27 protein-coding genes are annotated in these 24,371 nt (G+C 66.7%); 17 read left to right on the top strand and 10 right to left on the bottom strand.

Features of this window, described 5'->3' with window-relative positions; translation table 11 throughout:
• Nucleotides 1-123: 123 nt before the first annotated feature.
• From BST47_RS16630 to BST47_RS16620, 3 genes are read left to right on the top strand one after another with little or no spacing between them, the layout of a single operon-like run.
• Complete coding sequence (locus tag BST47_RS16630; protein ID WP_083126637.1) at nucleotides 124-1,305, top strand: NAD(P)/FAD-dependent oxidoreductase; 1,182 nt, start codon at nucleotides 124-126, stop codon at nucleotides 1,303-1,305.
• A complete protein-coding gene (locus BST47_RS16625; RefSeq protein WP_083126636.1) occupies nucleotides 1,302-2,198 on the top strand; it encodes an RNA polymerase sigma-70 factor in 897 nt (298 codons plus the stop codon). Before BST47_RS16630 ends, BST47_RS16625 begins: the two co-directional genes overlap by 4 nt.
• A gap of 19 nt (nucleotides 2,199-2,217) precedes the next feature.
• Nucleotides 2,218-3,516, top strand: coding sequence for an aminodeoxychorismate synthase component I (locus BST47_RS16620; protein WP_083126635.1), 1,299 nt, complete (start codon nucleotides 2,218-2,220; stop codon nucleotides 3,514-3,516).
• Between the two features lie 91 nt (nucleotides 3,517-3,607).
• Here the strand turns inward: BST47_RS16620 and BST47_RS16615 are convergent, their stop codons facing one another.
• Together BST47_RS16615 and rsmI are read right to left on the bottom strand one after the other, a co-directional pair.
• Nucleotides 3,608-4,066 carry a hypothetical protein gene (locus BST47_RS16615; RefSeq protein WP_083126634.1) on the bottom strand — a complete coding sequence of 153 codons (459 nt, stop codon included), beginning with the start codon at nucleotides 4,064-4,066 and terminating at the stop codon, nucleotides 3,608-3,610.
• 12 nt (nucleotides 4,067-4,078) lie between these two features.
• Nucleotides 4,079-4,915 (bottom strand): 16S rRNA (cytidine(1402)-2'-O)-methyltransferase, encoded by an 837-nt coding sequence (gene rsmI / locus BST47_RS16610; RefSeq protein ID WP_083126633.1) that lies wholly within the window; start codon nucleotides 4,913-4,915, stop codon nucleotides 4,079-4,081.
• Nucleotides 4,916-4,939: 24 nt separating this feature from the next.
• Here rsmI and BST47_RS16605 point away from each other — a divergent pair, with 24 nt between their 5' ends.
• Nucleotides 4,940-6,481, top strand: a complete 1,542-nt coding sequence (locus BST47_RS16605; RefSeq protein WP_083126632.1) for a dolichyl-phosphate-mannose--protein mannosyltransferase — start codon at nucleotides 4,940-4,942, stop codon at nucleotides 6,479-6,481.
• A gap of 364 nt (nucleotides 6,482-6,845) precedes the next feature.
• Nucleotides 6,846-7,496, top strand: a complete 651-nt coding sequence (locus tag BST47_RS16600) for a type IV toxin-antitoxin system AbiEi family antitoxin (RefSeq protein WP_474623429.1) — start codon at nucleotides 6,846-6,848, stop codon at nucleotides 7,494-7,496.
• Nucleotides 7,497-7,567: 71 nt separating this feature from the next.
• On the opposite strand, the gene arcA is transcribed toward BST47_RS16600, so the two are convergent.
• Nucleotides 7,568-8,794, bottom strand: a complete 1,227-nt coding sequence (arcA, locus tag BST47_RS16595; protein ID WP_083126630.1) for an arginine deiminase — start codon at nucleotides 8,792-8,794, stop codon at nucleotides 7,568-7,570.
• A gap of 34 nt (nucleotides 8,795-8,828) precedes the next feature.
• Here arcA and soxR point away from each other — a divergent pair, with 34 nt between their 5' ends.
• Entirely contained in the window at nucleotides 8,829-9,263 is a 435-nt protein-coding gene (soxR, locus tag BST47_RS16590; RefSeq protein WP_083126629.1) for a redox-sensitive transcriptional activator SoxR, read from the top strand.
• A 33-nt stretch (nucleotides 9,264-9,296) separates the two neighbouring features.
• On the top strand, nucleotides 9,297-9,893 hold the full coding sequence (locus BST47_RS16585; RefSeq protein WP_083126628.1) for an alpha-ketoglutarate-dependent dioxygenase AlkB: 597 nt from the start codon (nucleotides 9,297-9,299) through the stop codon (nucleotides 9,891-9,893).
• Here BST47_RS16585 and BST47_RS16580 read toward each other — a convergent pair.
• Entirely contained in the window at nucleotides 9,890-10,561 is a 672-nt protein-coding gene (locus tag BST47_RS16580; RefSeq protein ID WP_083126627.1) for a DUF5642 family protein, read from the bottom strand. The two genes, BST47_RS16585 and BST47_RS16580, sit on opposite strands and share 4 nt — an antisense overlap.
• A gap of 28 nt (nucleotides 10,562-10,589) precedes the next feature.
• Nucleotides 10,590-11,231 (bottom strand): DUF5642 family protein, encoded by a 642-nt coding sequence (locus tag BST47_RS16575; RefSeq protein ID WP_234809740.1) that lies wholly within the window; start codon nucleotides 11,229-11,231, stop codon nucleotides 10,590-10,592.
• Nucleotides 11,232-11,341: 110 nt separating this feature from the next.
• Here BST47_RS16575 and BST47_RS16570 point away from each other — a divergent pair, with 110 nt between their 5' ends.
• Nucleotides 11,342-11,650, top strand: a complete 309-nt coding sequence (locus BST47_RS16570) for a hypothetical protein (RefSeq protein ID WP_083126626.1) — start codon at nucleotides 11,342-11,344, stop codon at nucleotides 11,648-11,650.
• Nucleotides 11,651-11,658: 8 nt separating this feature from the next.
• On the opposite strand, the gene BST47_RS16565 is transcribed toward BST47_RS16570, so the two are convergent.
• Complete coding sequence (locus BST47_RS16565; RefSeq protein WP_083126625.1) at nucleotides 11,659-13,242, bottom strand: PE-PPE domain-containing protein; 1,584 nt, start codon at nucleotides 13,240-13,242, stop codon at nucleotides 11,659-11,661.
• A 171-nt stretch (nucleotides 13,243-13,413) separates the two neighbouring features.
• Here BST47_RS16565 and lpqN point away from each other — a divergent pair, with 171 nt between their 5' ends.
• Together lpqN and BST47_RS16555 are read left to right on the top strand one after the other, a co-directional pair.
• Nucleotides 13,414-14,118, top strand: coding sequence for an envelope biogenesis lipoprotein LpqN (gene lpqN, locus BST47_RS16560; RefSeq protein ID WP_083126624.1), 705 nt, complete (start codon nucleotides 13,414-13,416; stop codon nucleotides 14,116-14,118).
• Between the two features lie 10 nt (nucleotides 14,119-14,128).
• Nucleotides 14,129-14,458 carry a hypothetical protein gene (locus tag BST47_RS16555; RefSeq protein ID WP_083126623.1) on the top strand — a complete coding sequence of 110 codons (330 nt, stop codon included), beginning with the start codon at nucleotides 14,129-14,131 and terminating at the stop codon, nucleotides 14,456-14,458.
• A gap of 3 nt (nucleotides 14,459-14,461) precedes the next feature.
• On the opposite strand, the gene BST47_RS16550 is transcribed toward BST47_RS16555, so the two are convergent.
• Both BST47_RS16550 and BST47_RS16545 read right to left on the bottom strand, forming a co-directional pair.
• Nucleotides 14,462-15,334, bottom strand: a complete 873-nt coding sequence (locus tag BST47_RS16550; RefSeq protein WP_083126622.1) for a shikimate 5-dehydrogenase — start codon at nucleotides 15,332-15,334, stop codon at nucleotides 14,462-14,464.
• A 37-nt stretch (nucleotides 15,335-15,371) separates the two neighbouring features.
• Nucleotides 15,372-16,370, bottom strand: a complete 999-nt coding sequence (locus tag BST47_RS16545; RefSeq protein ID WP_083126621.1) for an acetyltransferase Pat — start codon at nucleotides 16,368-16,370, stop codon at nucleotides 15,372-15,374.
• Between the two features lie 115 nt (nucleotides 16,371-16,485).
• Here BST47_RS16545 and BST47_RS16540 point away from each other — a divergent pair, with 115 nt between their 5' ends.
• The 4 genes from BST47_RS16540 to trhA all read left to right on the top strand — a co-directional run bounded on the left by BST47_RS16540 (nucleotide 16,486) and on the right by trhA (nucleotide 20,188).
• On the top strand, nucleotides 16,486-17,286 hold the full coding sequence (locus BST47_RS16540) for an SDR family oxidoreductase (RefSeq protein ID WP_083126800.1): 801 nt from the start codon (nucleotides 16,486-16,488) through the stop codon (nucleotides 17,284-17,286).
• 1 nt (nucleotide 17,287) lies between these two features.
• Nucleotides 17,288-18,259, top strand: a complete 972-nt coding sequence (locus BST47_RS16535; protein WP_083126620.1) for a DNA polymerase domain-containing protein — start codon at nucleotides 17,288-17,290, stop codon at nucleotides 18,257-18,259.
• Entirely contained in the window at nucleotides 18,256-19,323 is a 1,068-nt protein-coding gene (locus BST47_RS16530; RefSeq protein WP_107528992.1) for a phosphotransferase, read from the top strand. Before BST47_RS16535 ends, BST47_RS16530 begins: the two co-directional genes overlap by 4 nt.
• Before the next feature lie 88 nt (nucleotides 19,324-19,411).
• A complete protein-coding gene (gene trhA / locus BST47_RS16525; protein ID WP_083126798.1) occupies nucleotides 19,412-20,188 on the top strand; it encodes a PAQR family membrane homeostasis protein TrhA in 777 nt (258 codons plus the stop codon).
• A gap of 36 nt (nucleotides 20,189-20,224) precedes the next feature.
• On the opposite strand, the gene BST47_RS16520 is transcribed toward trhA, so the two are convergent.
• The gene (locus BST47_RS16520) at nucleotides 20,225-21,031 is read right to left on the bottom strand and encodes a crotonase/enoyl-CoA hydratase family protein (protein ID WP_083126619.1); all 807 of its coding nucleotides are present in this window, start codon (nucleotides 21,029-21,031) and stop codon (nucleotides 20,225-20,227) included.
• A gap of 107 nt (nucleotides 21,032-21,138) precedes the next feature.
• Here BST47_RS16520 and BST47_RS31650 point away from each other — a divergent pair, with 107 nt between their 5' ends.
• Nucleotides 21,139-22,113, top strand: a complete 975-nt coding sequence (locus BST47_RS31650) for a DUF742 domain-containing protein (protein WP_083126618.1) — start codon at nucleotides 21,139-21,141, stop codon at nucleotides 22,111-22,113.
• 82 nt (nucleotides 22,114-22,195) lie between these two features.
• Here the strand turns inward: BST47_RS31650 and BST47_RS16510 are convergent, their stop codons facing one another.
• Nucleotides 22,196-22,579 (bottom strand): hypothetical protein, encoded by a 384-nt coding sequence (locus BST47_RS16510; protein WP_083126617.1) that lies wholly within the window; start codon nucleotides 22,577-22,579, stop codon nucleotides 22,196-22,198.
• A gap of 95 nt (nucleotides 22,580-22,674) precedes the next feature.
• On the opposite strand from BST47_RS16510, the gene BST47_RS16505 reads away from it, so the two are divergent.
• Together BST47_RS16505 and BST47_RS16500 are read left to right on the top strand one after the other, a co-directional pair.
• On the top strand, nucleotides 22,675-23,073 hold the full coding sequence (locus BST47_RS16505) for a Zn-ribbon domain-containing OB-fold protein (RefSeq protein ID WP_107529002.1): 399 nt from the start codon (nucleotides 22,675-22,677) through the stop codon (nucleotides 23,071-23,073).
• A 35-nt stretch (nucleotides 23,074-23,108) separates the two neighbouring features.
• Nucleotides 23,109-24,320 (top strand): thiolase family protein, encoded by a 1,212-nt coding sequence (locus tag BST47_RS16500; protein ID WP_083126615.1) that lies wholly within the window; start codon nucleotides 23,109-23,111, stop codon nucleotides 24,318-24,320.
• The last annotated feature ends 51 nt before the right edge of the window (nucleotides 24,321-24,371 follow it).

Below are 24,371 nucleotides of genomic sequence, written 5' to 3'. Positions count from 1 at the left end.
GCCACATCGGGCGCGGACTGTCACAGTCTGAATTGCCGCGGTGTCTAGAGGACAGACCAGCTCAAAGCTGAACGGCCACATTCGGGGCCGGCGGAGAGCGAGGATGACCCCGAGGAGATTGACATGACCGAACAGAAGACCCGCGTCATCGTGATCGGCGGCGGATACGCCGGTGTGCTCGCGGCCAACCATCTGCGGCTCAATGAGAACGTCGACATCACGCTGGTCAACCCGCGGCCGAAGTTCGTCGAGCGGATCCGGCTGCATCAGTTGGTGACCGGCACCGATGATGCGGTGGTCGACTACCCGGAGATCCTCGGTGAGGGAATCCAGCTGGTCGTCGACTCCGTGACACGCATCGACGCACCGCAACGGCGGATCGAGCTCTCAGGCGGTGGTGAGTTGGCCTATGACTATCTGATCTACGCCATCGGTAGTCACGGGGCGACCCCGGTCGTTCCCGGAGCCGCTGAATACGCCTATCCCATCTCGGAACTCGAGCATGCCGAGCAGTTGAAGGCGGCATATCACGCTGCAGGCGACGATGCGCCGATCACGGTGATCGGCGCGGGTCCGACGGGTCTCGAGGTGGCCGCCGAGTTCGCCGAGGAAGGGCGACGGGTGACGTTGGTGTGCGGCGGAGTTCTCGGCCCTTACCTACACGCCCGTGGTCGCCGCGCGGCCGCCAAGCGGCTGAACCGGCTCGGCGTCACCATCATCGACGGTCCCGGATCCACCGCGGCCGAGGTGCGCCCCGACTCGGTGATCCTGGCCGACGGACGCACGATCGCCAGCGCGGTCACGATCTGGACCGCCGGTTTCGGTGTGCCCGATCTGGCCACGAGCAGCGGCCTGAGCACCGATGCGACCGGTCGCCTTCTCACCGACGAGACCCTCACCAGCGTTGACGATCCCCGCATCATCGCCGCGGGCGATGCGGCGGCGCCGTCGAACCTACCGTTGCGGATGAGCTGCCAGGCCGCGATCCCGCTGGGCGCACAAGCCGCGAATACTGTGCTCAGCCGCATCGCGGGCACCGAGCCCAAACGGCTGAACCAGGCGTTCACCGGGCAGTGCATCAGCCTCGGGCGCAAAGGCGGTCTGGTCCAGCTCGCCCACCTGGACGACACCGTGATGCCGCTGCATATCGGCGGCCGCACCGCAGCCACGATCAAGGAGGCCGTCTGCAAGGGCACGGTCAGCTTCCTGCAGCGGGAGGCGCGCAAACCGGGAAGCTACTTCTGGCTCAAGGGCGGTAAGCGGCAGCAGCAGTTGGAGTCAGCCGGTCAGCCGGTGCGACCGTGACCGAGGAACACGCCGAACGATTCACTCAACTGCGGCCGCTGCTGTTCACCGTCGCCTACGAGATTCTCGGCAGGGCAACCGAATCCGACGACGTGCTCCAGGAAAGCTACCTGCGCTGGGCCGAGGTAGACCTCTCGACGGTGCAAGACACCAAGGCCTACCTCGCCCAGCTCGTCACCCGGCAGTCCCTCAACGCCCTGCGGGCGCAGTCGCGCAGGCGGGAGGAGTACATCGGCCCGTGGTTACCGGAGCCGCTGCTGCTGGAGACCGGCAGCAACACAGACGCGTCGTCCGACGTGATCCTGGCCGAATCGGTTTCGATGGCGATGCTTGTCGTTTTGGAGACCCTGAGTCCGGACGAACGTGCCGTATTCGTGCTGCGCGAGGTCTTCGGCTTCAGCCACGACGAGATCGCCGCCACGATCGGCAAATCCGCGGCCGCCGTCCGTCAAATGGCCCACCGCGCCCGCGAGCACGTTCAGTCGCGGCGCAAGCGTTTCGAGCCCGTCGACCCCAAACTCTCCATGGAGATCACCGCGCGTTTCTTCGCCGCGGCCTCGACCGGCGACCTCGAAGCGCTCCTCGAGATGCTGACAGAAGACGTCGAGTGGACCGCCGACAGCGACGGCAAGGTCAGCGCCGCACGCAGGCCCGTGGTCGGCGCTGACAAGGTCGCCCGGGTGATCATCGGCCTGGTGCGCGTCGCCGGTGAGACCGGTCGCGTCGAGCCGGCGATGTACAACAACGCTCCTGCACTCAAGCTCTACATGGGCGACAGCTTCGAAGGCATCATCACCGTCGAGATCACCGACGGCCGGATCAGCCACTTCTATGCGATGCGCAACCCGGACAAACTGACCGGCGTCGACATCCCGCGGGAGATCAGCCGGTAGCTTCTGACACGCTTGAGGTGTGCGGATCGATCGACTCGGCGAGCTGGGCAGCGCCCCTGCGGTGCTGCGCGCGCTGGCCGACGGGACTCGACGGCGCGGTCTGCCGCCGCCGGCCGCCCTGATCGGCGAGTGGTTCGGTTCCAGCGCGGTCATCGCGCCGTCGGTGGAGGTGACGCCCGTCGGCGTATCCGAGGTGTTCGACGTATCCCCCGGCATGTCCGGTGATGCCGTCGGCGGAGGATGGTTCGGTTACCTGTCATACCCCGACGCCGGCGCCGACGGGCGCGGGCCACGCATACCCGAGGCCGCGGGCGGCTGGTCGGATTGCGTGCTGCGCCAGGACAACGGTGGGCAGTGGTGGCACGAAAACCTCTCCGGCGCAAAGCTTCCCGGCTGGGTGTCCGAAGTGCTGCGCGAACCGGTGGCGCCGGCCTCGAGCACGATCACCTGGGGCGGGGCCGATCGTGAGGCGCACCGGCGCGGCGTGTTGTCGTGCCTTGAGGCGATCGCGGCGGGCGAGGTTTACCAGGCGTGTGTGTGCACGCAGTTCGCAGGCCGAATCGCCGCCGGAGCCGCTCCGGCGGCGACCTCGGACGCAGCCGCTCCGGCGGCGACATCGGACACAGCCGCAATCGATTTCTTCGCCGACGCCGTCGCGCGAACCTCGCCGGCGCGCGCCGCCTTTGTGGCCGGCGAGTGGGGCGCGGTTGCATCGCTGTCGCCTGAACTGTTTTTGCGCAGACGCGGCGAGGCGGTGGCGTCGAGCCCGATCAAGGGCACGCTGCCGCGGCACGCTGATCCGGCGGAACTGCGGGCGTCGGTCAAGGACGTCGCCGAGAACATCATGATCGTCGACCTGGTCCGCAACGATCTGGGCCGGGTCGCGGTGACCGGCAGTGTGTCCGTTCCCGAGCTGCTGGCCGTACGTCCGGCGCCGGGGGTGTGGCACCTGGTATCCACCGTGACGGCGCGCGTCGACGTCGAGATGCCGATGGCTGTGGTGCTCGACGCGACCTTCCCGCCCGCTTCGGTCACGGGTACGCCCAAGCTGCGGGCCCGCCAGCTGCTCACTGGCTGGGAGCAGAATCGCCGCGGAATATACTGTGGGACAGTCGGCTTGGCCTCACCGATCGCCGGGTGCGAGCTGAACGTAGCGATCCGCACCGTCGAGTTCGACGCCGACGGTAACGCGGTACTCGGCGTCGGCGGCGGCATCACCGCGGATTCCGATCCCGACCGGGAGTGGGATGAGTGCCTGCACAAGGCAGCGCCGTTCATCGACGTCGACGCTCAGCGGCGGATGCCCGCGCACAGCTGATCTCATTGCCCGAAGCGTCATGCGCGCGCAGTGGCGCGGTTAACACTTGGACGCCGCCTCGCTGACCATGAGGGGCATCGTTCCGCCAGCGTCACATCCGCTGGCCGGGTACCAACTCCGTAATCGCCGCGGTCCAGTCGGCGATGCCGGCGAAGACGTAGAAACCGATCTCACCCGCGGATGTCTGGACGATCAGATGCGTCTGTCCGCCGACGACCGAACCCTTGAAGACCGCGGCCTCTCGCACTCCGGTGATCGACTCGACCGGAACTTCGATCAAATGACCGGTAAGAGTTCGAAAGACCAGCCGCCGCTGGGTGAGCGCAATCAGCCCGGTGTTCTTCACCGCGGGGAATCCCGGCGCAGTCGACCCGCGGTAGGAGCCCTTCTCCGGTGCGCGGAGAACCGATTCGCCTTCGATCTCTGCGCTCAGCTGCTCGGCAGTGGCGCCGCTGCGACGGCGCAACCACACCAGGATCGGAATCCAGATCAGCACCAACAGGGCCACAATGCCGACTACCAAGAGGACTACGAACAGCGCGGTGTTCATCTATCGACTCCTTCAGTCACGCGAGCGCAGAACCGCATCGTAGAGTTCGCGTCGCGACGGCGAGCCCGGATTCGTTGCGATCACCTGCGCGCATGCATCCTTGACCCGCATGCCCTGCTCGACGAGGTCCTGCACCTGCGACACCAGCGACTCCACATCCGCCTTCAGAGTCGCGCCCGCCAGCACGACGGTGATCTCGCCGAGCACACCCTCCTTCGCCCACTCGGCCAGCTCCGCCAGCGAGCCGCGAAGGATCTCCTCATGCGTCTTCGTCAACTCGCGGCACACGACGACTTCGCGGTCTGGGCCCAGCGCCTCGACGGCGTCCTTGAGCGTCTCGGCCAGCCGTCGGGGCGACTCGAAGAACACGCACGTGCGCGACTCGGCAGCGAGGGTGGCGAGCCAGGTCATCCGCGCCGAGTGCCTGCGCGGTGCGAAGCCCTCGAAGCAGAATCGCTCCGACGGTAGACCCGACACGGCCAGCGCCGTCGTCACCGCCGAAGGGCCCGGCAAGCACGAGATCGGTAACCCACTGTCGATACAGGCGGACACCAACCGGTATCCCGGATCGCTGATCAGGGGCATGCCGGCGTCACTGACCAGCAGAACCGTCGCGCCGGCCGCGATCTCGGCGACCAGCGCCGGAACCCGCGCCGCCTCGTTCTGGTCGTACAGGCTGACAATCCTGCCCGCGGGTTTGACCTCGAGGGCCTGGGCCAGGGTCCGGATCCGCCGGGTGTCCTCGGCGGCGATCACGTCGGCCCTGGCCAGGGCGCTGACCAACCGCGCAGACGCATCCGAGGGCTGACCCAGCGGCGTGGCGCCGATAAGCAGTCGGCCGGGGTTCATGCGGGACAGCCTACGATCGCTTGCGTGACCGCCCCCGCAACCGAAGCCTCGCGCGCGGTCCCTGTCATCAGCCCCGCGCCGCTGGTGCCGGTCGCCGACTTCGGCCCGATGGACCGTCTCCAAGGCTGGGCGATGACCGCCGTCGTCACTGCGCAGGCGGCGGTGACGCGCTTCCTGAACCTCGGCTCGCCGACCGATGCGGGAACGCCGATCTTCGACGAGAAGCACTACGCGCCGCAGGCGTGGCAGGTGCTGAACAACAACGGCCTCGAGGACAACCCCGGCTACGGCTTGGTGGTGCATCCGCCGGTGGGCAAGCAGCTGATCGCGCTCGGCGAATGGTTGTTCGGTTACAACGGCCTGGGCTGGCGTTTCTCCGGAGCCGTCTGCGGGGTCATCACCGTGCTGCTCGTCGTGCGGATCGCGCGGCGGATCAGCCGGTCCACGGTCGTCGGCGGAATCGCGGGGCTCCTGCTGGTCGCCGACGGGGTCAGCTTCGTCGCCGCGCGCACCGCGCTGCTCGACGGGTTCCTGGTCTTCTTCGTGGTGGCAGCGTTCGGTTGTTTGATGGTCGACCGCGACCAGGTGCGTGAGCGGATGCATGTGGCGCTGCTCGAGGGCCGCATCGGTGAAACGCAATGGGGGCCGCGACTAGGCGTGCGGTGGTGGCGGTTCGGCGCCGGGGTGCTACTCGGATTGGCTTGTGCGACAAAGTGGTCCGGGCTGTACTTTGTGGCGTTCTTCGGGGTGATGACGCTGGCGTTCGACATCGCAGCGCGCAAGCAGTATCGCGTCCCGCGGCCGTGGCTCGGTGCGTTCCGGCGCGATCTGGGCCCGTCGCTGTATGCGCTGGTACTGATTCCGTTCGGGGTCTACCTGGCGTCCTATACGCCGTGGTTTGCGTCCGAAACCGGCGTGGACCGGCACGCGGTCGGCAGAGACATCGGAGAGGACAGCATCCTGCCGCTGCCCGACGCGGTTCGCTCGCTGTGGCATTACACCTACGGGGCCTACAAGTTCCATTCCGGCCTGACCAATGCCGACGGTAATCACCACCCGTGGGAATCCAAGCCGTGGACGTGGCCGATGTCGCTGCGGCCGGTGCTCTACGCGATCGACAACCAGAACGTGCCCGGCTGCGGGGATCAGTCGTGCGTGAAGGCCGTGATGCTGGTCGGCACGCCAGCGATGTGGTTCATCGCGGTGCCGGTGCTCGCGTGGGCGGTGTGGCGGACCTTCGTCAAGCGCGACTGGCGCTTCGCGGTGGTCCTGGTGGGCTACAGCGCCGGGTTCTTGCCGTGGTTCGCCGACATCGATCGGCAGATGTACTTCTTCTACGCGGCGACGATGGCGCCGTTCCTCGTGCTGATGATCGCGTTTATTCTCGGCGACATTCTGTACAAACCAAATCAGAACTCCGAGCGAAGAACGCTCGGGCTGATAGTGGTGAGCTGCTACATCGCGCTCGTGCTGACGAACTTCGCGTGGATGTACCCGATCCTGACGGGGATCCCGATTTCGCAGGCCACCTGGAACATGCAGATCTGGCTGCCGTCCTGGAGTTAGTGCATCGGTCACGCCTGTTCGCAATGCCTTGCGCCGGTTTCGCTCGCGAGACGTACACCACGGCCGCACTTTCCGAGTTATCCACAACCCTGGTGTGGAGCTCGCGATTTGAGAGAAGAATTGTCATGGCTGCGGGCCAGCATCCACGACCATGGAGCGAGCATTCGTCGGCGCAGAACTGCTGGAGGCGGGCCTTACTCGAAGCCAGTTGCGTTGGAGGTACAGGGCCGTCCACCCCCGGATTTACGTGCCACGCGGCGCTCCGTCGTCGGTTGAATTAAGCGCGCATGCCGCCTGGTTGTGGACGGATCGCCGCGGCATCGTGGGCGGAAGGGCCGCGGCTGCACTGCTTGGAGCCGAATGGGTGAACCCTGAAACGCCGATCGACATGATCGCTCCGCGAGAGCGGCCACAACGGGGTGTGATCATCCGGAATGAGCGGATCGACTGGGACGAAATCTGCGCGGTCGGCGAAGTCGCGGTCACCACGCCAGCACGCACGGCGTTGGATCTTGCTCGACACCTAGAGCGCGACTTGGCCGTAAGGCACCTTGACGCACTGGCGGCGGCGACCGGCCTGACAGCCGACGATGTGGAACCGCTTGTCGAGCGGTACCGGGGCTCGAGAGGGATGAAGCGTGCCCGCATCGCACTGGATTTGATGGACGGCGGCGCCAAGTCGCCCATGGAGACGTGGCTGCGACTTCTCGCCATCGACGCCAGATATCCACGGCCACGCACGCAAATTCGAGTCCACGACGGCGTCAGCGAAGCGTTTCTGGACATGGGTTGGGATGAGCCGATGATCGGCCTGGACTACGACGGTGAACAACATCAGAAGGATCGATCTCGATTCGTTCACGACATCGGACGCAACGCGCTGGTGGAGAGTCAAGGCTGGCTCGATATCCATGTGGTCAAGGAGCACAGCCGCGGATTCATTTTGCACCGACTGCGACAGGCCGCCGAGCGTCGACGGTGGTTTCCGCTCGCGAGAACTACTCCAGGGTCGTGATCCCGGGGAATCGACGACCCTGGTGTGCGCCTCGCGAAGGTTCGTCGATAGCGATGACGCAGCAGCGAGCGTCAGAGCGGGTCTCGCGCCGCGGGACACGACATACAGCGCGGGCCGCCGCGGCCGGTGCCCAGTTCCGACGCCTCGATCGGCAACACCTCGATACCCGAATCTGCCAGCCGCGCATTGGTTTCGGCGTTGCGTTCGTATGCGATCACCACTCCCGGCGCCACCGCCAGCGTGTTGTTGCCGTCGTCCCACTGTTCGCGCTCCGCGGTGACGGGATCCAGCCCGGTCGCGATGACGCGCAGCTTCTCGATGCCCATCGCTTCGGCCGCGGCGACCAGAAACGGTCGCGCGTCGTCGATCCGCACACCACCGGCACCGTCGCGATGAATCGTGAACGCCGACAACGACTCCACGATGTTCGGATACATCACCACCGCGTCGATGTCGACCATCGTGCACACCGTGTCGAGGTGCATCTGCGCCCGCTCCTGGGCGATCGGCACGGCGAGGACGGTATTTGCCAGGTCATCGTCGAACAGGCTGCGCGCCAGCGCCTCTGCCCCCGCAGGCGTGGTCCGCTCCCCCACCCCCACCGCGACCACTCCCGGCGCCAGCAGCAACACGTCGCCGCCCTCGACGGGCGCGGAGCGCGACTCGTACGCCCGCCGTACACCCAGGAATCGCGGGTGGTGCGCATAGATCACATCGGTCAGCGACGTCTCGCGAACGCGCGCGGGCAGGGCCAGCGACGTGATCGCCACCCGCGGACCGATCCAGAATGACGAGTCCCTCGTGAAAAGCAGATTCGGCAGCGGATCGATGACGAAATCTCCACCGTGATGCATGCGCCGCACCAACGACAGTTCACCGCCGCTGAACGGCAACTCGTTGAAGGTCATCCCGGCCATCAGCACCGACGCCAGCGGCGCAGCATCCAGCGTGCGCAGGTAGGCCGAAAGCTCCTGTGCCAACGGCAGTCCCAGCCGTCGCGGATCGACAGCAGCCGCGATGCCGTGCATCCGCGCCGCACCACTTTTGGCCAGCGCCTCGGTCACCAGATCGGCAAGCAACAGCACCTCGACACCACGCGAAGCCAGCAGGGCGGCGAACGCATCGTGTTCGCGCTGCGCCTTGGCCACCCATGGCAGCCCGTCGAAAAGCAGCTTGTCGTTGTTGCGGGGAGTCAGCCGCTGCAGTTCGGCGCCGGGCCGGTGCAGGATTACCGCCCGTAGCCTGCCGACCTCGGAGTCACAGCCCAGCGTGGTCACATCTAGCACCGTATCGCGCATGGCGCGCGCGGCTACCTCAACTAGGGTTGAGGTCATGGAGTTGGTACACGAACTCACGCCCTCGGACATGTCCGTTCGAAGTGGCGTCGCCATCTCGGCGCTGCACTTCTACGAACGCGAAGGGCTCATCACCAGCAAGCGAACCGGCGGCAATCAACGGCGCTATGCCCGTGAAACGCTGCGTCGTGTCGCGTTCATCCGAATGAGCCAGCGCCTCGGCATTCCACTCGCCCGCATCCGGGAGGCACTGGCCACCCTGCCCACCGACCGCGTCCCGACGAGCAAGGACTGGGCCAAGCTGTCCGCCGGCTGGCGCCAGGACCTCGACGACCGCATCCTGCACCTGCAGCGGCTACGCGACAATCTCACCGGCTGCATCGGCTGCGGTTGCCTGAGCCTGAAGACCTGCGCGCTGTCCAATCCGGGCGATGTCCTGGCCGGTGAGGGACCGGGAGCCGTGCGCCTCTGAAACTTCGAACGCTTGTGCGATAAACTCGCCGGCATGGAGCTGGCTCTACAGAGCTCGCTGTTCGAGCACGCCGAACGGCGCCATCTCGGCGACGGCGCCTGGATCGACTATCGGTCCGGGTGGCTGGAGGACGCCGACTCGCTGTTCACCGAGCTGCATGACGTCATCCCGTGGCGCGCCGAGCGACGGCAGATGTACGACCGCGTGCTCGATGTGCCCCGCCTCGTCAGCTTCCACCAGCTGGTCGACGACCCGGTTCCGCACCCGCGGCTGAAACAGATCCGGCGCCGTCTCAACGATGCCTACGCGGGCGAACTCGGCGAACCGTTCACCACCGCCGGGTTGTGCCTCTACCGCGACGGCGACGACAGCGTGGCCTGGCACGGCGACACGATCGGCCGCAGCAGCACCGAGGACACCATGGTCGCCATCGTCAGCCTCGGCGCCACAAGGGTTTTCGCGCTGCGGCCGCGTGGCGGCGGCAAGTCGCTGCGCCTCAAACACTGCCACGGCGACCTGTTGGTGATGGGTGGCTCGTGCCAGCGCACCTGGGAACACGCGATCCCGAAGACGTCTCGACCGACCGGCCCACGGATCAGCATCCAGTTCCGCCCGCACGACGTCCGCTAACCCTTGACCGCCCCCACGGCCGACAGGAGGAGGTCGCGCGCGCGCTGCGTGTCGACTGGCGCGACGGGCTTGTCCGGCGGCACCAACGGGTTCGCGGTGACGATGACGAGGAATGTTCCGAAGCTCGCGATGTAGTTGTAGATCTCCCCGGCGCCCGGCTTGCCGTTGACGATCGTCTGCAGCACTCGATGGGTCCCCATCGTCTCGGCGCCCTCGATCTGCGGCGAATCCACGACCTCGACCAGACCGCGCATGCCGCCACCGGCGAAACCCACCCGCTTGCAGTTGTCGGCGGGACGGTTGACCGGAACGGGTTCGGAGGTTTCCACCGCGATGACGATGAACCGGTTACCGTCACCCTCGGCGGTGGTGGCGGCCATGTTGCCCTTCACCCCGTCGGGCAGCACCTGTGCGGTGGCGAAGGATCCGCAGTCGGCCGGATCGAACTTCATCCCCTCGGGCAGCGCCGGCCGTCCGAGCAGTCGCGGATCAATTCCCGTCGGCGCGACCTCGGTCACCTTGAACTGCGGACCGAAACTCGAGCGCACGTCCTTGACGCGGGCGATGTCGGCGCTGGAGAGATCCGCCGACTCCGAAGATCCACATGCAGCCAGTAGCCCCGCGCAAACCAGGGCCAACTGGCTGCCGAGCCTTGCGCTCTTGAACATCGCCGCCAACTTACCCGCAGCCCCTTCGTCAACCCCGCAATGCCGCCGCCGTTTTCACCATCAGTTCATTCGCGAAAGCCGCGTCGAGTTGCGGATGCGGCGATCCGGGATCGGTCACCACAGAGACGAACGCCACGTGACCGTCCAAGTAGGCGGTGACGGTATCGGCGTGCGAGTGAGTTTCGGTGCCGCCCTCGACGACGGTCGTTGTTACGGTCGCCATGGCGACGGTCTCGGCGTTCTCGATCGCCGGCGCGGCGGTCATCGTGACGGTGCCGTCCGCCTGCCCGGCCGAGAGGGTCCACTGCCCGCATGACGCTGCGGCCCCCGGGTCCAGACCTGCCGTCGACTCCGCGACGACGACGTAGACGATGCCTCCCGTTCCCGACCCCGACCACCCTTTGGTCGAGGCGGGGTCGACGGCGGGATCCGCGAGCAGACCGCATTGCGGCGGTTCTGCCGACCATTGCGTACCGAACCCCCATAACGCCGGCGGCCGCACCTGGCCCGTCAGTGTAGCGACCTCATAGCCGTCGGGCAGATCATGGCGAACCCGATCGATCCTGGCCGGGTCGATCCGCGGCGTTGCGCCCGGCGACATGGTCACTTCCGGCTGCGGATCCTCGCCCGAGCCACAAGCCGCCGCGAGCAGAGCCGCCGTCGCACCCATGGCCCATACCGGGCGCCAATACCTCAGAGAATCCTTACAGCTATACATGCAACGAAATATGTCCGTTCGCCGATGCATAAGTACCAGGCAAATTAAGAACGGAGGCCCTCATGCGCAAATGGGGTCTATTAGCAACGATAGCGTTGATAGGAGTTGTCCTCGCTCCCGCGGGCGTGGCGGCGGCGGAGCCCAACAGGGGCGGCAACGCGTACCAGACGATCGGCGAGTTGGAGTCCGTCGGATACAACGTCGTGATCGATCGGGTGGGTAGCGCGCCGTTGGGCGAGTGCTTCGTCACCAACGTGCGCAATCCGCAGGAGGTCACCCGGACGTATTCCGTCGGCAAGGGTGAGGACCGCGAGTTCATCACCGTCGTCGTCAGCCGGTCGATCACCGTTTCGCTCAACTGCGACGTCTGATTCGGCCGTCAGGCGGCTGCGGGGCTTGCCGCCTCGGCCGGGGTGGAATCCGGCGCGTCGGGGGCAGTGTTGTTATCGCCGGGCGTTGCGGGTGAAGACGGTGTGGTGTCGCGCTGCGAGTCGAACCTGATCGGGCCTCTGATCTTCGGCAGGCGGATGGAGTCCAGAGTGTTGCGGATCTGCTCGCCGACTCTGGTCACCGGCCTGGGGCCGACGCGGGGCGTGGTCGCGTCGAGGTTGTCGGCGCCCTCTTCCTCCAGCGCGCCGGCTTCGATGACCTGTCCCTCGTCGACCTGCTCCTCACCGCTCTCCCCTTCGAGGGCCCCGTGTCCGGGGTCGTCACCCAGTCGTGAGGAGACCATCGAGTTCTCGTCGCCGTCGGCCGATGCTGGATCGGGCAGCTCGGAACCGCCCACCCCGAACGGGCTGGTCACCGGATCGGTGCCGAGGGGCCGATTGTTTTCGTCTCCGGATGCTTCGGCGATCGCGTCGTCGATACCCACCGGGATCGCCTTGACGATGTTCACGATGGCCTGCACCGGATCCCGAAACGGAAGCAGCCCCACCTTGGTGGCCACGCCCGGATTGACGTCGCGCGCATAGCCGGCCTCGATCGCCGCTTTCAACGGAGCCTCGAGCAGCGTGAGGATCGGCGACGGCACGAAGGCCTCGAACGGCATCAGGATGGGCAGGCGTTGGGCGCGAACAAGGTAGTAATCGGTGTCACCGTGGGAGCCTTGGTACTCGGCGTCCTCGAGACTCGCGTTCTGCATATCACCGTGAAAGTAGTAGTACCCGGCCACGGCGTTCGCGATGGCCAACAAGTTGGTGAGGCTGGCCGGTGCGTCGCCGCCGAGAATGTCGTATTGCGCTGCGACGTCGGCGGTGTCGTAGCACTCACCAGACGCATTACAGCTGTCGGTCGGAGTGGCTCCGTGGAAGGTGATTCCGATGATCGGGATCGTCAGGCCCTCGGGCCCCCTGGCCAGGACGCCGCCGTTGGGACGCATCGGATTGGATAACAGAAAGAAGGAGACGTCGCCCGGCTCGAGATCGGGATAGCCGCCCGGATTCTCGATGATGTCCTTCTTGAGAAGTGAGGCGACCACCGCGCTCTGCGAGTAGCCGAAGACGGCGAATTCGTCCGTGGCGTCGGGTGTGCCGGCCGGGGCACCCGGGACGGCGGGGTTGTAGGCGCAGTCGGTCGACCCACGGATACACCTGCTGACGTTCGCGAGGCCCGCGGTCACGGAGGCATCGAACGTCATCGATCCGGACACCGGGAAGAACTGCTCGGGGGTGACGACGGCGTAGCGGTCGTCACCGGGCCCCACCTCGTCGATCGGGATGCCCCCTGGGCCGGTCGATGCGAAGGCGGGGTTGATGAACCCGTCGATCGCATTGGACATATACGGGTTGATGTAACCCACCGGATCATCTTCAGGCGAGCTCAGCGGATGACCGGTACCGCCCATGATGAGCGCGGTCGCCGCCAGCTGGACGACTGTCGTCGCGGTCCATGCCACTACCAGACCGACAACGCTCAGCAACGCCATGCCCACCACGCCCAGCGAACGAATCAACCCCCGCATGCCAAAACCCTCCTCGGCAGAACACAGCCGCCGATCAAAGAACACATCTGGATCCGACCCGAGGAATGTTCAGCGGGCCAGCAAACTTTCCGCGAGTGTAGAGCAACACTGGGGCATGGCGCCAGAGGTAGGCCGACCGTAGGCTACGGCGAGACTTTGAAAGGAGACCGAATGAGCATGTCAGTGAGGGCCGGCGTCATCGCCATCGTGACCGTCGCACTCGGATTGAGCCTGGCCGGTTGCGGCTCGGACACCAAGACCGACGAGTCCGCGACGGAAAGTGCGTCTTCCAGCGAAGCGGCCGCGACCACCAGCGCAGCGGCCGCACCCACCAGCGAGGGCCAGGCCGCGGGACCGAACAAGACGATCGTCGACTACATCCGTGAGAACGGCATCACCGAAATTCCGGTCAAGCGCGGGGATCCCGGCGCGCCCACCATCGACCTGCCCATGCCGGAAGGCTGGGAGGATGCCGGCCCCCGCACCCCCGATTGGGCTTACGGCGCAATCCTTTCCACTGATCCGGCCTTCAGCAGCGATCCGCCGTCCATCATGGCGCTGGTCTCCAAGCTGACCGGTAACGTCGACCCGGCGAAGATTCTCGAGTTCGCGCCCGGCGAGATAAACAACCTGCCCGGTTTCGAGGGCTCGAACACCGGAACCCCCGGCAAGCTGAGCGGTTTCGACGCCATGCAGGTCGGCGGCACCTATGAGAAGAACGGCGTCACCCGCGCCATCGCGCAGAAAACCGTCGTGATCCCGGGCCAGGACGGGCTTTACGTCCTGCAGCTCAACGCCGATGGTCGCGAGGATCAGATCGGCGTCCTGGGGCCTGCCACCGTCACCATCGACGAGCAGACCACGATCACTCCCTGAGACCGGGCACATGACCACACCACAGCCGCCCTCGGGCGAAGCGCCGCCCTTCGAGTCGGAGACCAAACCGTCAGCGGCGCAGAAGTATCTCAGTGCGATGAGCCCACGGACGTTGTGGTCCATGGCCGATGGTTATCAGGTGGTGCTCAAGCAGTTCATCCAGTTCTGCCTGATCATCATCTATCCCGCGTGGGTGTTCGCCGTATTGTTCGGTGCTGCAATGCATCTGCTCTTCTACGTCACCGTTTACCCGGTGCTGTGGGTGCTCTTCTGGCCGCTGCGCGCGTACCAGAAAAGACACCACCCCGAGGAATACGCCGCGTCGCAGCGGGAGAAGTAGCCACTAAGCCCGTGACACTGCGGAGGCCGCCGCAATCTGTTCGGTGGTCGGCCGGACGCCGGTGTACCGTTCGAACTGTTCCGCGGCCTGCAGCGCGATCACTTCGGCCCCGGTGATGACGGCGATGCCCGCGGCGCGAGCCGCGGTGATCAACGGGGTCTCGGACGGCAACGCCACCACATCGAACACGGTGTGCGCGGCGTCGATAGTCGTCGCGTCGAAGGCGAGGTCGTGCTCCTCGGGGCCGCCCGCCATCCCCACCGGCGTGATGTTGACGATGACGTCGGCGGTGCGGTCGCCCACTTCGGCCGCGTACTCGTAGTCGAGCCGCTCAGCCAGCGCCCGCCCGGTGTCGGGGTTGCGGGCGACGAGCGTGCCCCGGTGAAAGCCGTTGTCCCGGAAGGCTGCCGTGACGGCGCTCGCCATTCCGCCGCTGCCCCGGAACAGCACCGACTGCGACGGCTGCAGGCCGTGTTCGGCGATGAGCCGCGCCACAGCCAGGTAGTCGGTGTTCGACGCGGTCAGATGGCCGCCGGGAACCGCTGTGTCGTTGACGATCGTGTTGACTGCGTTGATGGACGCCGCGGACTGCTCGACGTCGTCGACGAGTTCGATGACGTCCTGCTTGAACGGCATCGATACCGAGCACCCGCGGATCCCCAGCGCACGAACACCGCCGATCGCCGCGGCGATGTCGGTCGTCGTGAACGCCTTGTAGATGAAGTCGAGGCCGAGCAGGTCGTACAGGTAGTTGTGGAATCTGGTACCGATGTTGCTCGGCCGCGCCGCCAGCGAGATACACAGACGGGTGTCCTTGTTCAATGTCGGCCTCCGGCCTCCGGCGTTCAATGTCGGCCTCCGGCCTCCGGCGTTCATGTCGGCCTCCGGCCTCCGGCGTTCACCCCGTTCTCCATCACCCGACCGCCTTGATCACCTGCGACGTCACACCGCGGACTTTCTTGACCAGCGACGCGGGCAGCCGTAGCGAGCCCGGGTTCGGGACGTCGACGACGGTGGTGACGACCCCGAGGTCGTCGCGGTGCCAGCTGGCGCCGAAGCGGTCCATGATCGCCCGCATGGCGTGGTTGTCGCTGAGCACCCGCGCGGTAAAGCGCTCGACCCCAACGTAATCCGCGGTGACGACCAGCGCGTCCATCAGGAACGTACCGATGCCGCGGCCCTGGTAGTCGTCGCCGACGATGAACGCCACCTCCGCGACCGCCAGGTCGTCCTCGTCACGCACGAACCGCGCGTCCGCCACCACGGGCCCCTCGGCGCCCTCGGTCATCACCCAGACGAAGTGGTGCACGTAGTCGACCTCGAACAGGTATGTCATCAAAGACTTCGTCGGCGTGCGCGGCGACTGGAACCGCCGATACAGCGTCTCGCTCGAGAACTCGACCGGGCCGTTCGTCGTGCGTTCGCTGTCTCCCGGCAGGACCGGGCGCAGGTAGAAGACGGACCCGTCGCGCAGTTTCACCGGGATCGGGGTGATGAACGCGGCGAGCCGCTGCCGCGCCGTACGCACCAGCTTCTCGACCATGCCCGGGATCTCGAGCATGGTCGCGAACGCTTCCCGGTCACCGACCCATCCCGAGAGTTGATCGAGCGCCACCACGGTGGCACTGCGCGGCGTGTCGCGCAGCAACGCGATCTCGCCGACGATGAGGCCGGGCTGAAGTTCGGCCACGGTGTCGTGCCCGTCATCGCCGGCATGGGTGACTTCGGCGCGGCCGGATCCGATCAGCAAAAAAGACACCGCGAGCTCGCCCTGTTGCATGAGCACCTGTCCGGGCGTCGCATTCAGCGGCTGCAACTGCGCCGCGAGCGGCCCCAGAGCTGCGGTCGAACAGCCGGCGAAAACTTCTAGTTCGACGAGTTCGTCGGCTCGGACGACGGTCGGGCCGGCCACCTCACGAGGCTACGGGGTGCTCGACTCGACGAGCAAGGAGCGCCGACAACGCTTGCGCGACAACGCCGCGGTGAAGCTGTGTCGGATGCCGAAGCCGATAGGGCACTATTCGAGGATGAGCAATGATCAGTTCAGCACTCATGCCCAGCTCTTCGATCTGAGCGGAAAGCGCGCCCTCGTCACGGGCGGATCGCGAGGTATCGGCCTGATGATGGCCCGCGGCCTCGTACAGGCCGGCGCCCGCGTGGTGATCAGCTCGCGCAAGGCCGACGCCTGCGAAGCGGCCCGCGAGCAGTTGTCGGGCCTCGGCGACGTCCAGGCGATCCCGGCCGATCTGTCCCGGCACGAGGAGTGCCTGCGGCTGGCCGAAGAGGTCACCGCGGGCGGCGAGCAGCTCGACATCCTGGTCAACAACGCCGGCGCCACGTGGGGTGAGCCGTTGGAGAGCTTCCCCGATTCGGCCTGGGACAAAGTTCTCGATCTCAACGTCAAGTCGCCGTTCTGGATGGTGCAGGCGCTGGTCCCCGCGCTTCGCGAGGCTGGGACGGCGGAAGATCCCGCGCGCGTCATCAACGTCGGCAGCATCGACGGCATTCGCCCGAGCCGGCTCCCGGTGTATTCCTACGTCAGCAGCAAGGCGGCGCTGCACAATCTGACGCGCATGCTGGCGTATGAGCTGGGACCGCAGCACATCACCGTGAATGCCGTCGCTCCCGGGCCCTTCCCGTCCAAGATGATGGCCGCGACGCTCGAGTCCTTCGGCGACTCGATCGCGGCGTCGGCGCCGCTGCGCCGGATCGGCCGCGACGACGACATGGCGGGCATCGCGGTGTTTCTCGCCAGCCGTGCCGGGGCCTACCTCACCGGAGCGGTGATCCCCGTCGACGGCGGACTCGCGACGACCGCCGCCGGGTGACGTGGCCGCCAAGGAACATCGCGACGGCGTCGACCTTTCCAATCTCGACGAGCCGCTGACCCCCGATGCCGGGGCCACCAAACGCGACCTCGTCGACTATCTGGCGGCGGTCGCCGGTCGGATGCTGCCAGGACTCGTCGATCGGCCGCTGACCGTTTTGCGGGTCCTACGCGGGCGCGAACCGTTCATGCAAAAGAACGTGCCCAAGTACACCCCCGACTGGGTGCGGACGGTGCCGATGTGGGCGGAGGCCTCACACCGCGAGGTGCGCTACGCGCTGTGCAACGACTGGCGCACGCTGCTGTGGCTGGCCAACCAGCGGGCGGTGGAGTACCACCCGACGCTCGGGCTGGCGGACAACATCTACCGCCCAACACATCTCGTGCTCGACCTCGACCCGCCCGACGACGACTTCACGAAGGTGGCGGCCGTCGCGCATCTGGTGCATCAGGCACTGGCCGACACCGGTCTCGACGGCGCGGTCAAGACCAGCGGGGCCAAGGGGGTGCATGTCTTCGTCCCGATCGACGACTCGGCACCGGTCGACGACGTCGCCGCGGCGACCCGCGCGCTCGCGGCCCGTGCGGAAGCTCTCGATCCGGACATCGCAACGACAGCGTTCATCGTCGAGGACCGCGGCGGCAAGGTGTTCGTCGACGCCACCCGCGCGGGCGGCGCCACCGTCGCGGCGGCGTACAGCCCGCGGCTGCGCCCCGGCACGCCGGTGTCGTTTCCGCTCCAATGGTCCGAACTCGACTCGGTCTCCCCCGCCGACTTCACCGTCCATACCGCGATCGACGCACTCGACGGCCGGCCATCGTGGCTGGAGTCGATGCCGGCACCGCAGCGGCTGCCCGCCGACCTGATCGAACAGGGCCGCACCATTCCCGTCGCAAGAGTGGCGGCGATGCACGAAGGCAAGCGCCGGGCGAAGGCGCGCCGCGAACGTGGCGAGGACACCGACACACGTTGAACCAGAACTTGATTCCGCGCCGGCCGGCCGACATCGACGTGACGATGTTCCGGGCGCTGGCGGCACGCGACGATGTGACGGCCGTGCGCGTCCACGATGTCGACCATGGGACGGCCACGCGGGCCCGACTGGATATCACCGGTGATGCGCAACTGCCGAGCACGGCGTTCGTCAAACTGGCCCCCACCCGGCCCGCCGAGCGCCTCTTCAACCGGTTCATGGCGCTGGCCCACAACGAAGCCGAGGTATACCGACGACTGCACGCCGACCTGTCCGAGGTGATGCCGGCACTGTACGGCGCGGCATCCAACGGCCGTGGCCGCGCGGTGGTCATCCTGGAGGATCTCGCTGTGCGCGGCGCGGATTTCCCGCCGCTGGCGACCGGGGCCAGCGCTCAGCAGGCGTTCGCCGTCGCCGGCGCGCTCGCGGCTGTGCACCAAAAGTTCTGGCAGTCATCGCGTTTCGATGGCGATCTCGCGTTTCTCGGTCCGGTCCGATCGAGGAACACCAGGCTCGGTCCGCACTCGTGGCATCTGCTGCACACGATCCCTAAGGACTTCGACGACATCGTGCCCCCGCAGTTCCGTGACGACGCCAGGATGCTCATCAAGCGCCGTTGGGAAATCGCGGCGCTGATGCGCACCTACCCGAACTCGCTCCTGCACGGTGACACCCATCTGGGCAACATCGGCTTCGTCGGCGACCGGCCCGTCCTATTCGACTGGCAGGTCAGCTCGTGCGGACCGGCGATCAAGGACCTGGCATATTTCGCCGCCACGTCCGTCGACTCCGACATCCGGCGCGCCATCGACACCGAGCTCGTGCGCACCTACGTCGACACGCTGAATGCCGACGGCGCCATCCGGCTCAGTTTCGACGACGCATGGGACTCGTATCGACTGTTCGCCTTTACCGGCTACATCGCCGCCGGTGTCACGGCGGCGTTCGGCCGGCGTCTCCAGGGTGAAGCGCCGACCCGGGCGGGCCTCGGCCGGGCGGTACGAGCGGTCCGCGACTTCGGGTCGCTGGACCTGCTACGCGCTGCGCTCGATGGGACGCGCTGACGGCCGGGAATCGTCATGGGTAGGCTCGACCCGCGTCGTCGCACTCCGCGATGGCCAGCCATCCGGCTCGGCGAACCTGGGAGAGGCGTTGAACACGCTAATCGACGATGAACACCACCTGACGTGCGGTCGAAGAGATCCGTTGGCATCTGCCGAGATCAGCGGGCCGCGCGCGCCGGTCGTTGACGACCTTCCCCAGGGCCTGGCCGACACGGTCGCAGACCTCATCGGACGGCCACGTGCCCGCGGCTGGATCCATCTGTGCACCGCGATCATCGCCACTGCGGGCGGCCTGGCGCTCGTGTCCGTAGCCGTCATCGAGTCATTGCCGAGGGCGATTCTCGCGACGCTGATCTACACCGTCACCGTCGTCGCGATGTTCAGCATCAGCGCCGTTTATCACCGCAATCACTGGCACAACCCGGCAGCTCTCAAATGGATGAAGCGTCTCGACCATTCGGCGATCTTCATCTTCATCGCCGGTAGCTATACGCCGTTCGCGCTGTTGGCGATGCCGCCGAGCACCGGCAACCTCGTGCTGACCATTGTGTGGACCGGTGCCGCCGCCGGCGTGGCACTCAAGATGTGGTGGCCATCGGCACCGCGGTGGGTGGGAGTGCCGCTCTACCTTCTGCTCGGCTGGGTCGCCATCTGGTTCGCAGGCAGCCTGCTCGACGGTGGTGGTCCGATCGTCGTCGGCCTGCTCGTCCTCGGCGGAGTCCTCTACAACGTGGGAGCCATCCTGTACGCCATTCGTTGGCCGAACCCGTGGCCACATACGTTCGGCTATCACGAGTTCTTTCACGCCTTCACTGCGGCCGCAGCCGTAAGTCATTATGCCGCAGTCTGGTTCGTCGTCCTCTAGTCGCGCTTCGTGGGTCCGGACGTGCGGTCGAAGCCGCTAGGCGGGGTCGGCGAAAACCGGCCGTTCCCCTGACATGCCCGCCATCACCGCGGCGATCTGATTGGGCTTGCCGATCAGGTCGGACTGCAGCTCGGATTCGCGCCCGAGCGCCGCCGCGACGTCGTTGCTGACCCAGGTCTCGTCGTAAAGCCTCTTCGCCGCGCGCACCGCATCGGGAGACTTCTGCGCAATCTCGTCGGCGAGCGCCAGCGCCGCCGCCAGCGGATCGTCGGCGGTCCTGGTGACCAATCCTATTGCGGCGGCATCGGAACCAGCCAGGATGCGGCCGGTGAAGGTCAGCTCCTTGGCGACATCGATCGGCAGCAGCCTCGGCAGCGTCTGCGTGATTCCCATGTCGGGCACTAGGCCCCACTTGATCTCCATGATCGACAGCTTTGCGTCCGGCGCGGCGATCCGGATGTCGGCACCGAGCGCGATCTGCAGACCACCGCCGAAGCAGTTGCCGTGGATCGCGGCGATCACCGGCGCCGGGACCAACGACCAGTCGTAGGTGACGCGCTGGGCGAAGTTGGCCACCCGATCGGCGTCGCGCGCCAGTAGACCGCCGGTGCCGTTGCCGCCTCCTGACATGAAGCTGGCCACGTCCAGGCCCGAGCAGAAGCTCTTGCCGTCGCCGTGCAGGACCACCGCACGAATCGATGGGTCGGCCGCCACCTGCTCGGCGGCCCGGATCAGGGCATCGAACATGGCTTGGTCAAGTGCATTGTGCTTGTCCGCGCGCACCATGGTCACCGTGGCCACACCCTCGGCCGCCGTCCGCACCAGCACTCTGTCTTCGCCCATGCGTGCAATCTACCAACCGGTCGGGTTGGAGAATCTGCCCGCCGCCGCCACCACCGAAATGCTTCAGACGTGCATTGCACGGTGCGTCCCCGCGCTACTCTTTGCCGATGATCGCAGGCGACAAGGCGCCTGACTTCACGCTGCTGGATCACACCGGCCGACCACGGACGCTGTCCGGACTCCTTTCCGAAGGGCCGGTCGTGCTGTTCTTCTACCCCTTGGCGTCCTCCCCGATGTGTACGGCCCAGGCGTGTCACTTTCGGGACCTGAGCAACGAATTCGCTGCGGTAAGCGCCCACCGGGTGGGCATCAGCACCGACACCGTCGACAAGCAGGCCCACTTCGCCCAACAGCGCTCGTTCGACTATCCGCTGCTGTCCGACGTGGACGGCGTGGTGTCCGAAATGTTCGGGGTGCGCCGAGGCAGGCTCGCCAAGCTGCAGAAGACGTTGTCGACACGCGAGGCGCCCCGACGCGGCAGGCACACTCGGCGTCGTGGCCTGCTGGCCCGGCTGCTGCCGGTCAGGCGGACGACGTTCGTCATCGGCACCGATCGCACCGTGCTCAAGGTGGTGTCCACCGAGCTGCGCGCATCGGTGCATGCCGACCAGGCCTTGTGGTTCCTGCAGAACCTCGACCTGCCGCATGCCAGAGGCACGCACACCGCCGCACAACAGCCGCCGCCGGAAGCCAGGCCGATCGGCGATCGTTTCATCGAATCGAAGGCCGCCGCGCGCGAGCCGAGTCTGGTCCGGCCATACGCGCTGACGGCCGGCCGCACCGATGCCGATGTCGAGCTGCCCCTCGAGGCTCCGGTCCAAGCGGTCGCCGCAACAGCAAAGCCGCCGCGCTGGCCGAAAAGCGATGTGCGGGGCCAGATCCTGACCTACTGCGCGCGCAGCCGCTCGGTCGCCGAGATCGCCGCTGCGCTCTCGTTACCGCTCGGTGCGACGCGGTTTCTGGCCGGCGATCTGGTGACACAGGGCTATTTGCGGGTGAACGCCACCCCCGGCGACTCGATGACGCTCGAGGAACGGCGCGAACTGTTGACGAGGACGCTGCGCGGCCTACGCGCACTCTGAGCGGGTCGATCCGTTCACACCGGTGAGACGACTGACCGCGGCGCAGCCGTCGTCGCTGCCAGGCCAGTGGGCCCGGCAGCCGCTAAGGATGTGTCAGGCCTGGCAAGCAGTTGATGAACGGTATGCACGGCGGAGGCGGTGGCGCCGGCGGGCCGGGCGGTTGCCCCTGGATGATCACTGGTTCGGTCAGCGGCGCCGCGGGGTCGAAGTAGAAGGTGTGGCAGACGTTCATGTCCCAGTTCGGTATCGGCTCCATACCCGAGCCTGGACACCACAGCTGACCACAGACGCCGTTCGCGTCGCAGGTGCCCGGCGGGCCCTCGGGCGGCGCACACGGCGGAGTATTCGCGTTCGACGGTGAACAGAACGGTACTGCGTTCGCCGCAGGCGCCAGCACGGCTGCGACGTTCATGCCGACGGAGGCAAACGTGGCCGTCGCACACGCTGCGATGAGGGCTTTGTGCATGTGGCCAGTAAATCGCGCCACGTCGCCTACCGATCCCAATATCTGCGTCCGGCGCATGAGTACTAACGTCGATGCCACCGACGATGGAGGTGCGCGTGGCCGGACAGATTCCCTTGGTCGACTACCTGGTGCTGGACGGCGACAAGCCGCATCTGATCGCGCAGCAATGCGCGAACTGCGGCGCCCGGTTCTTCGACCGGCGCAACGCGTGCGCCGGGTGCTTCGGCACCGACTTCACCACGGTGCCGGTGCCGACCGAGGGCATGGTGCGGGCATTCACGATCGTCGCCTTCGCCGCGCCGGGTATCCCCGTTCCGTTCGTCGCCGCGGTCGTCGATTGCGGGGGCACGCAGGTTCGCGCCAACCTCATCAACGTCGAGCCCGACGCCCAGCACGTCCGCGACGGCATGAACGTGCGACTCGCCACCCATTCGATCGGCACCGATTCCGAGGGCACCGAGGCCATCGGCTTCGGCTTCGAGCCCGTCGACTGACCCGACCCCATCCATCTGGCGAAGGAGCTTCAACGATGAGCGCAAGCGACGAGGTATGGATCGTCGGCATTCAGATGACCAAGTTCGGCAAGCACCCCGACCTGGACACCGTCGACCTGGCGGCCGAGGCAGCGACGGGAGCGCTCGCCGACGCCGGGGTCACGATGGCGGACATCGGCGTGATCGCCGCGGGCAACCTGATGAACGCGAGTGCCGGTATCGGACAACAACTTCAGAAGCAGATCGGTCAGACCGGCATCCCCGTCTACAACGTCGCCAACGCGTGCGCGACCGGCGCGACGGCGCTGCGGACCGCCATCATGGCAGTGAAGGCCGGCGAAGTCGACTACGGTCTGGCAGTCGGCGTCGAAAAGCTCTCCGGCGCAGGCCTGCTCGGCGGGGGCGGTTCGAAGAAGAAGGACGCCGACACCTGGACGCCGGCCGGCCGGTACGGCGCGGTCGCGCCGATCGACGGTCGGATCGGCACCGAGACCATGCCGGGCGTATTCGCGCAGATCGGCATGGAGTACGGCCACAAGTACGGCGGCACCAGCTTCGAGTTGTTCGCCAAGATCAGCGAGAAGAATCACGCGCACTCGACACTGAATCCGCTTGCGTCCTACCAGAAGAGGTTCACGCTGGAACAGATCATGAACGACGTCATGATCGCGTACCCCAACACCCGCCCGATGTGCTCGGCCAACTGTGACGGCGCGGCTGCCGCGGTCGTGTGCAACGGCGAGACGCTGGCTTCGCTGTCACTCGAACAGCGGCGCCGAGCGGTGAAGGTGGCGGCCTCGGTGCTGACCACCGACCCCTATGAGGAGGGTTGCCAGGTCCTGCCCAACGTCAACACCTTGACGCGCAAGGCCGCCGCCATCGCCTACGAGCAGGCCGGCGTCGGGCCGAAGGATCTCGATCTGGTCGAGCTACACGACTGCTTCGCCACTGCGGAACTGGTGCACTACGACAACCTGATGCTCTGTGAAGAGGGCGGGGCCGCTGACTTCTTCAATTCCGGCGCCACCTGGCGCGACGGCTCGACCCCGGTGAACGTGTCGGGCGGGCTGGAGTCGAAGGGGCATCCCATTGCCGCGACCGGTATCGCCAACGTCTGGGAGATCTGCCACCATCTGCGCGGCGAGGCGGGTGACCGGCAGATCGAGAACGCAAAGGTGGGCCTGGCCCACGTGATCGGACTGGGTTCGGCCTGCGGCGTCCACATTATGGAGAAGTCGGCTGCGTAAGCCAGCTGCTGATACAAAGCCGCGTTCACCGCCTGACTGGCCGGCCCACCA

This window comes from Mycolicibacterium tusciae (genome assembly GCF_002086795.1).
Lineage (GTDB): Bacteria > Actinomycetota > Actinomycetes > Mycobacteriales > Mycobacteriaceae > Mycobacterium > Mycobacterium tusciae.
The sequence above is the reverse complement of the archived record's forward strand: the minus strand, read 5'-3'. Positions and strand labels throughout refer to the sequence as shown.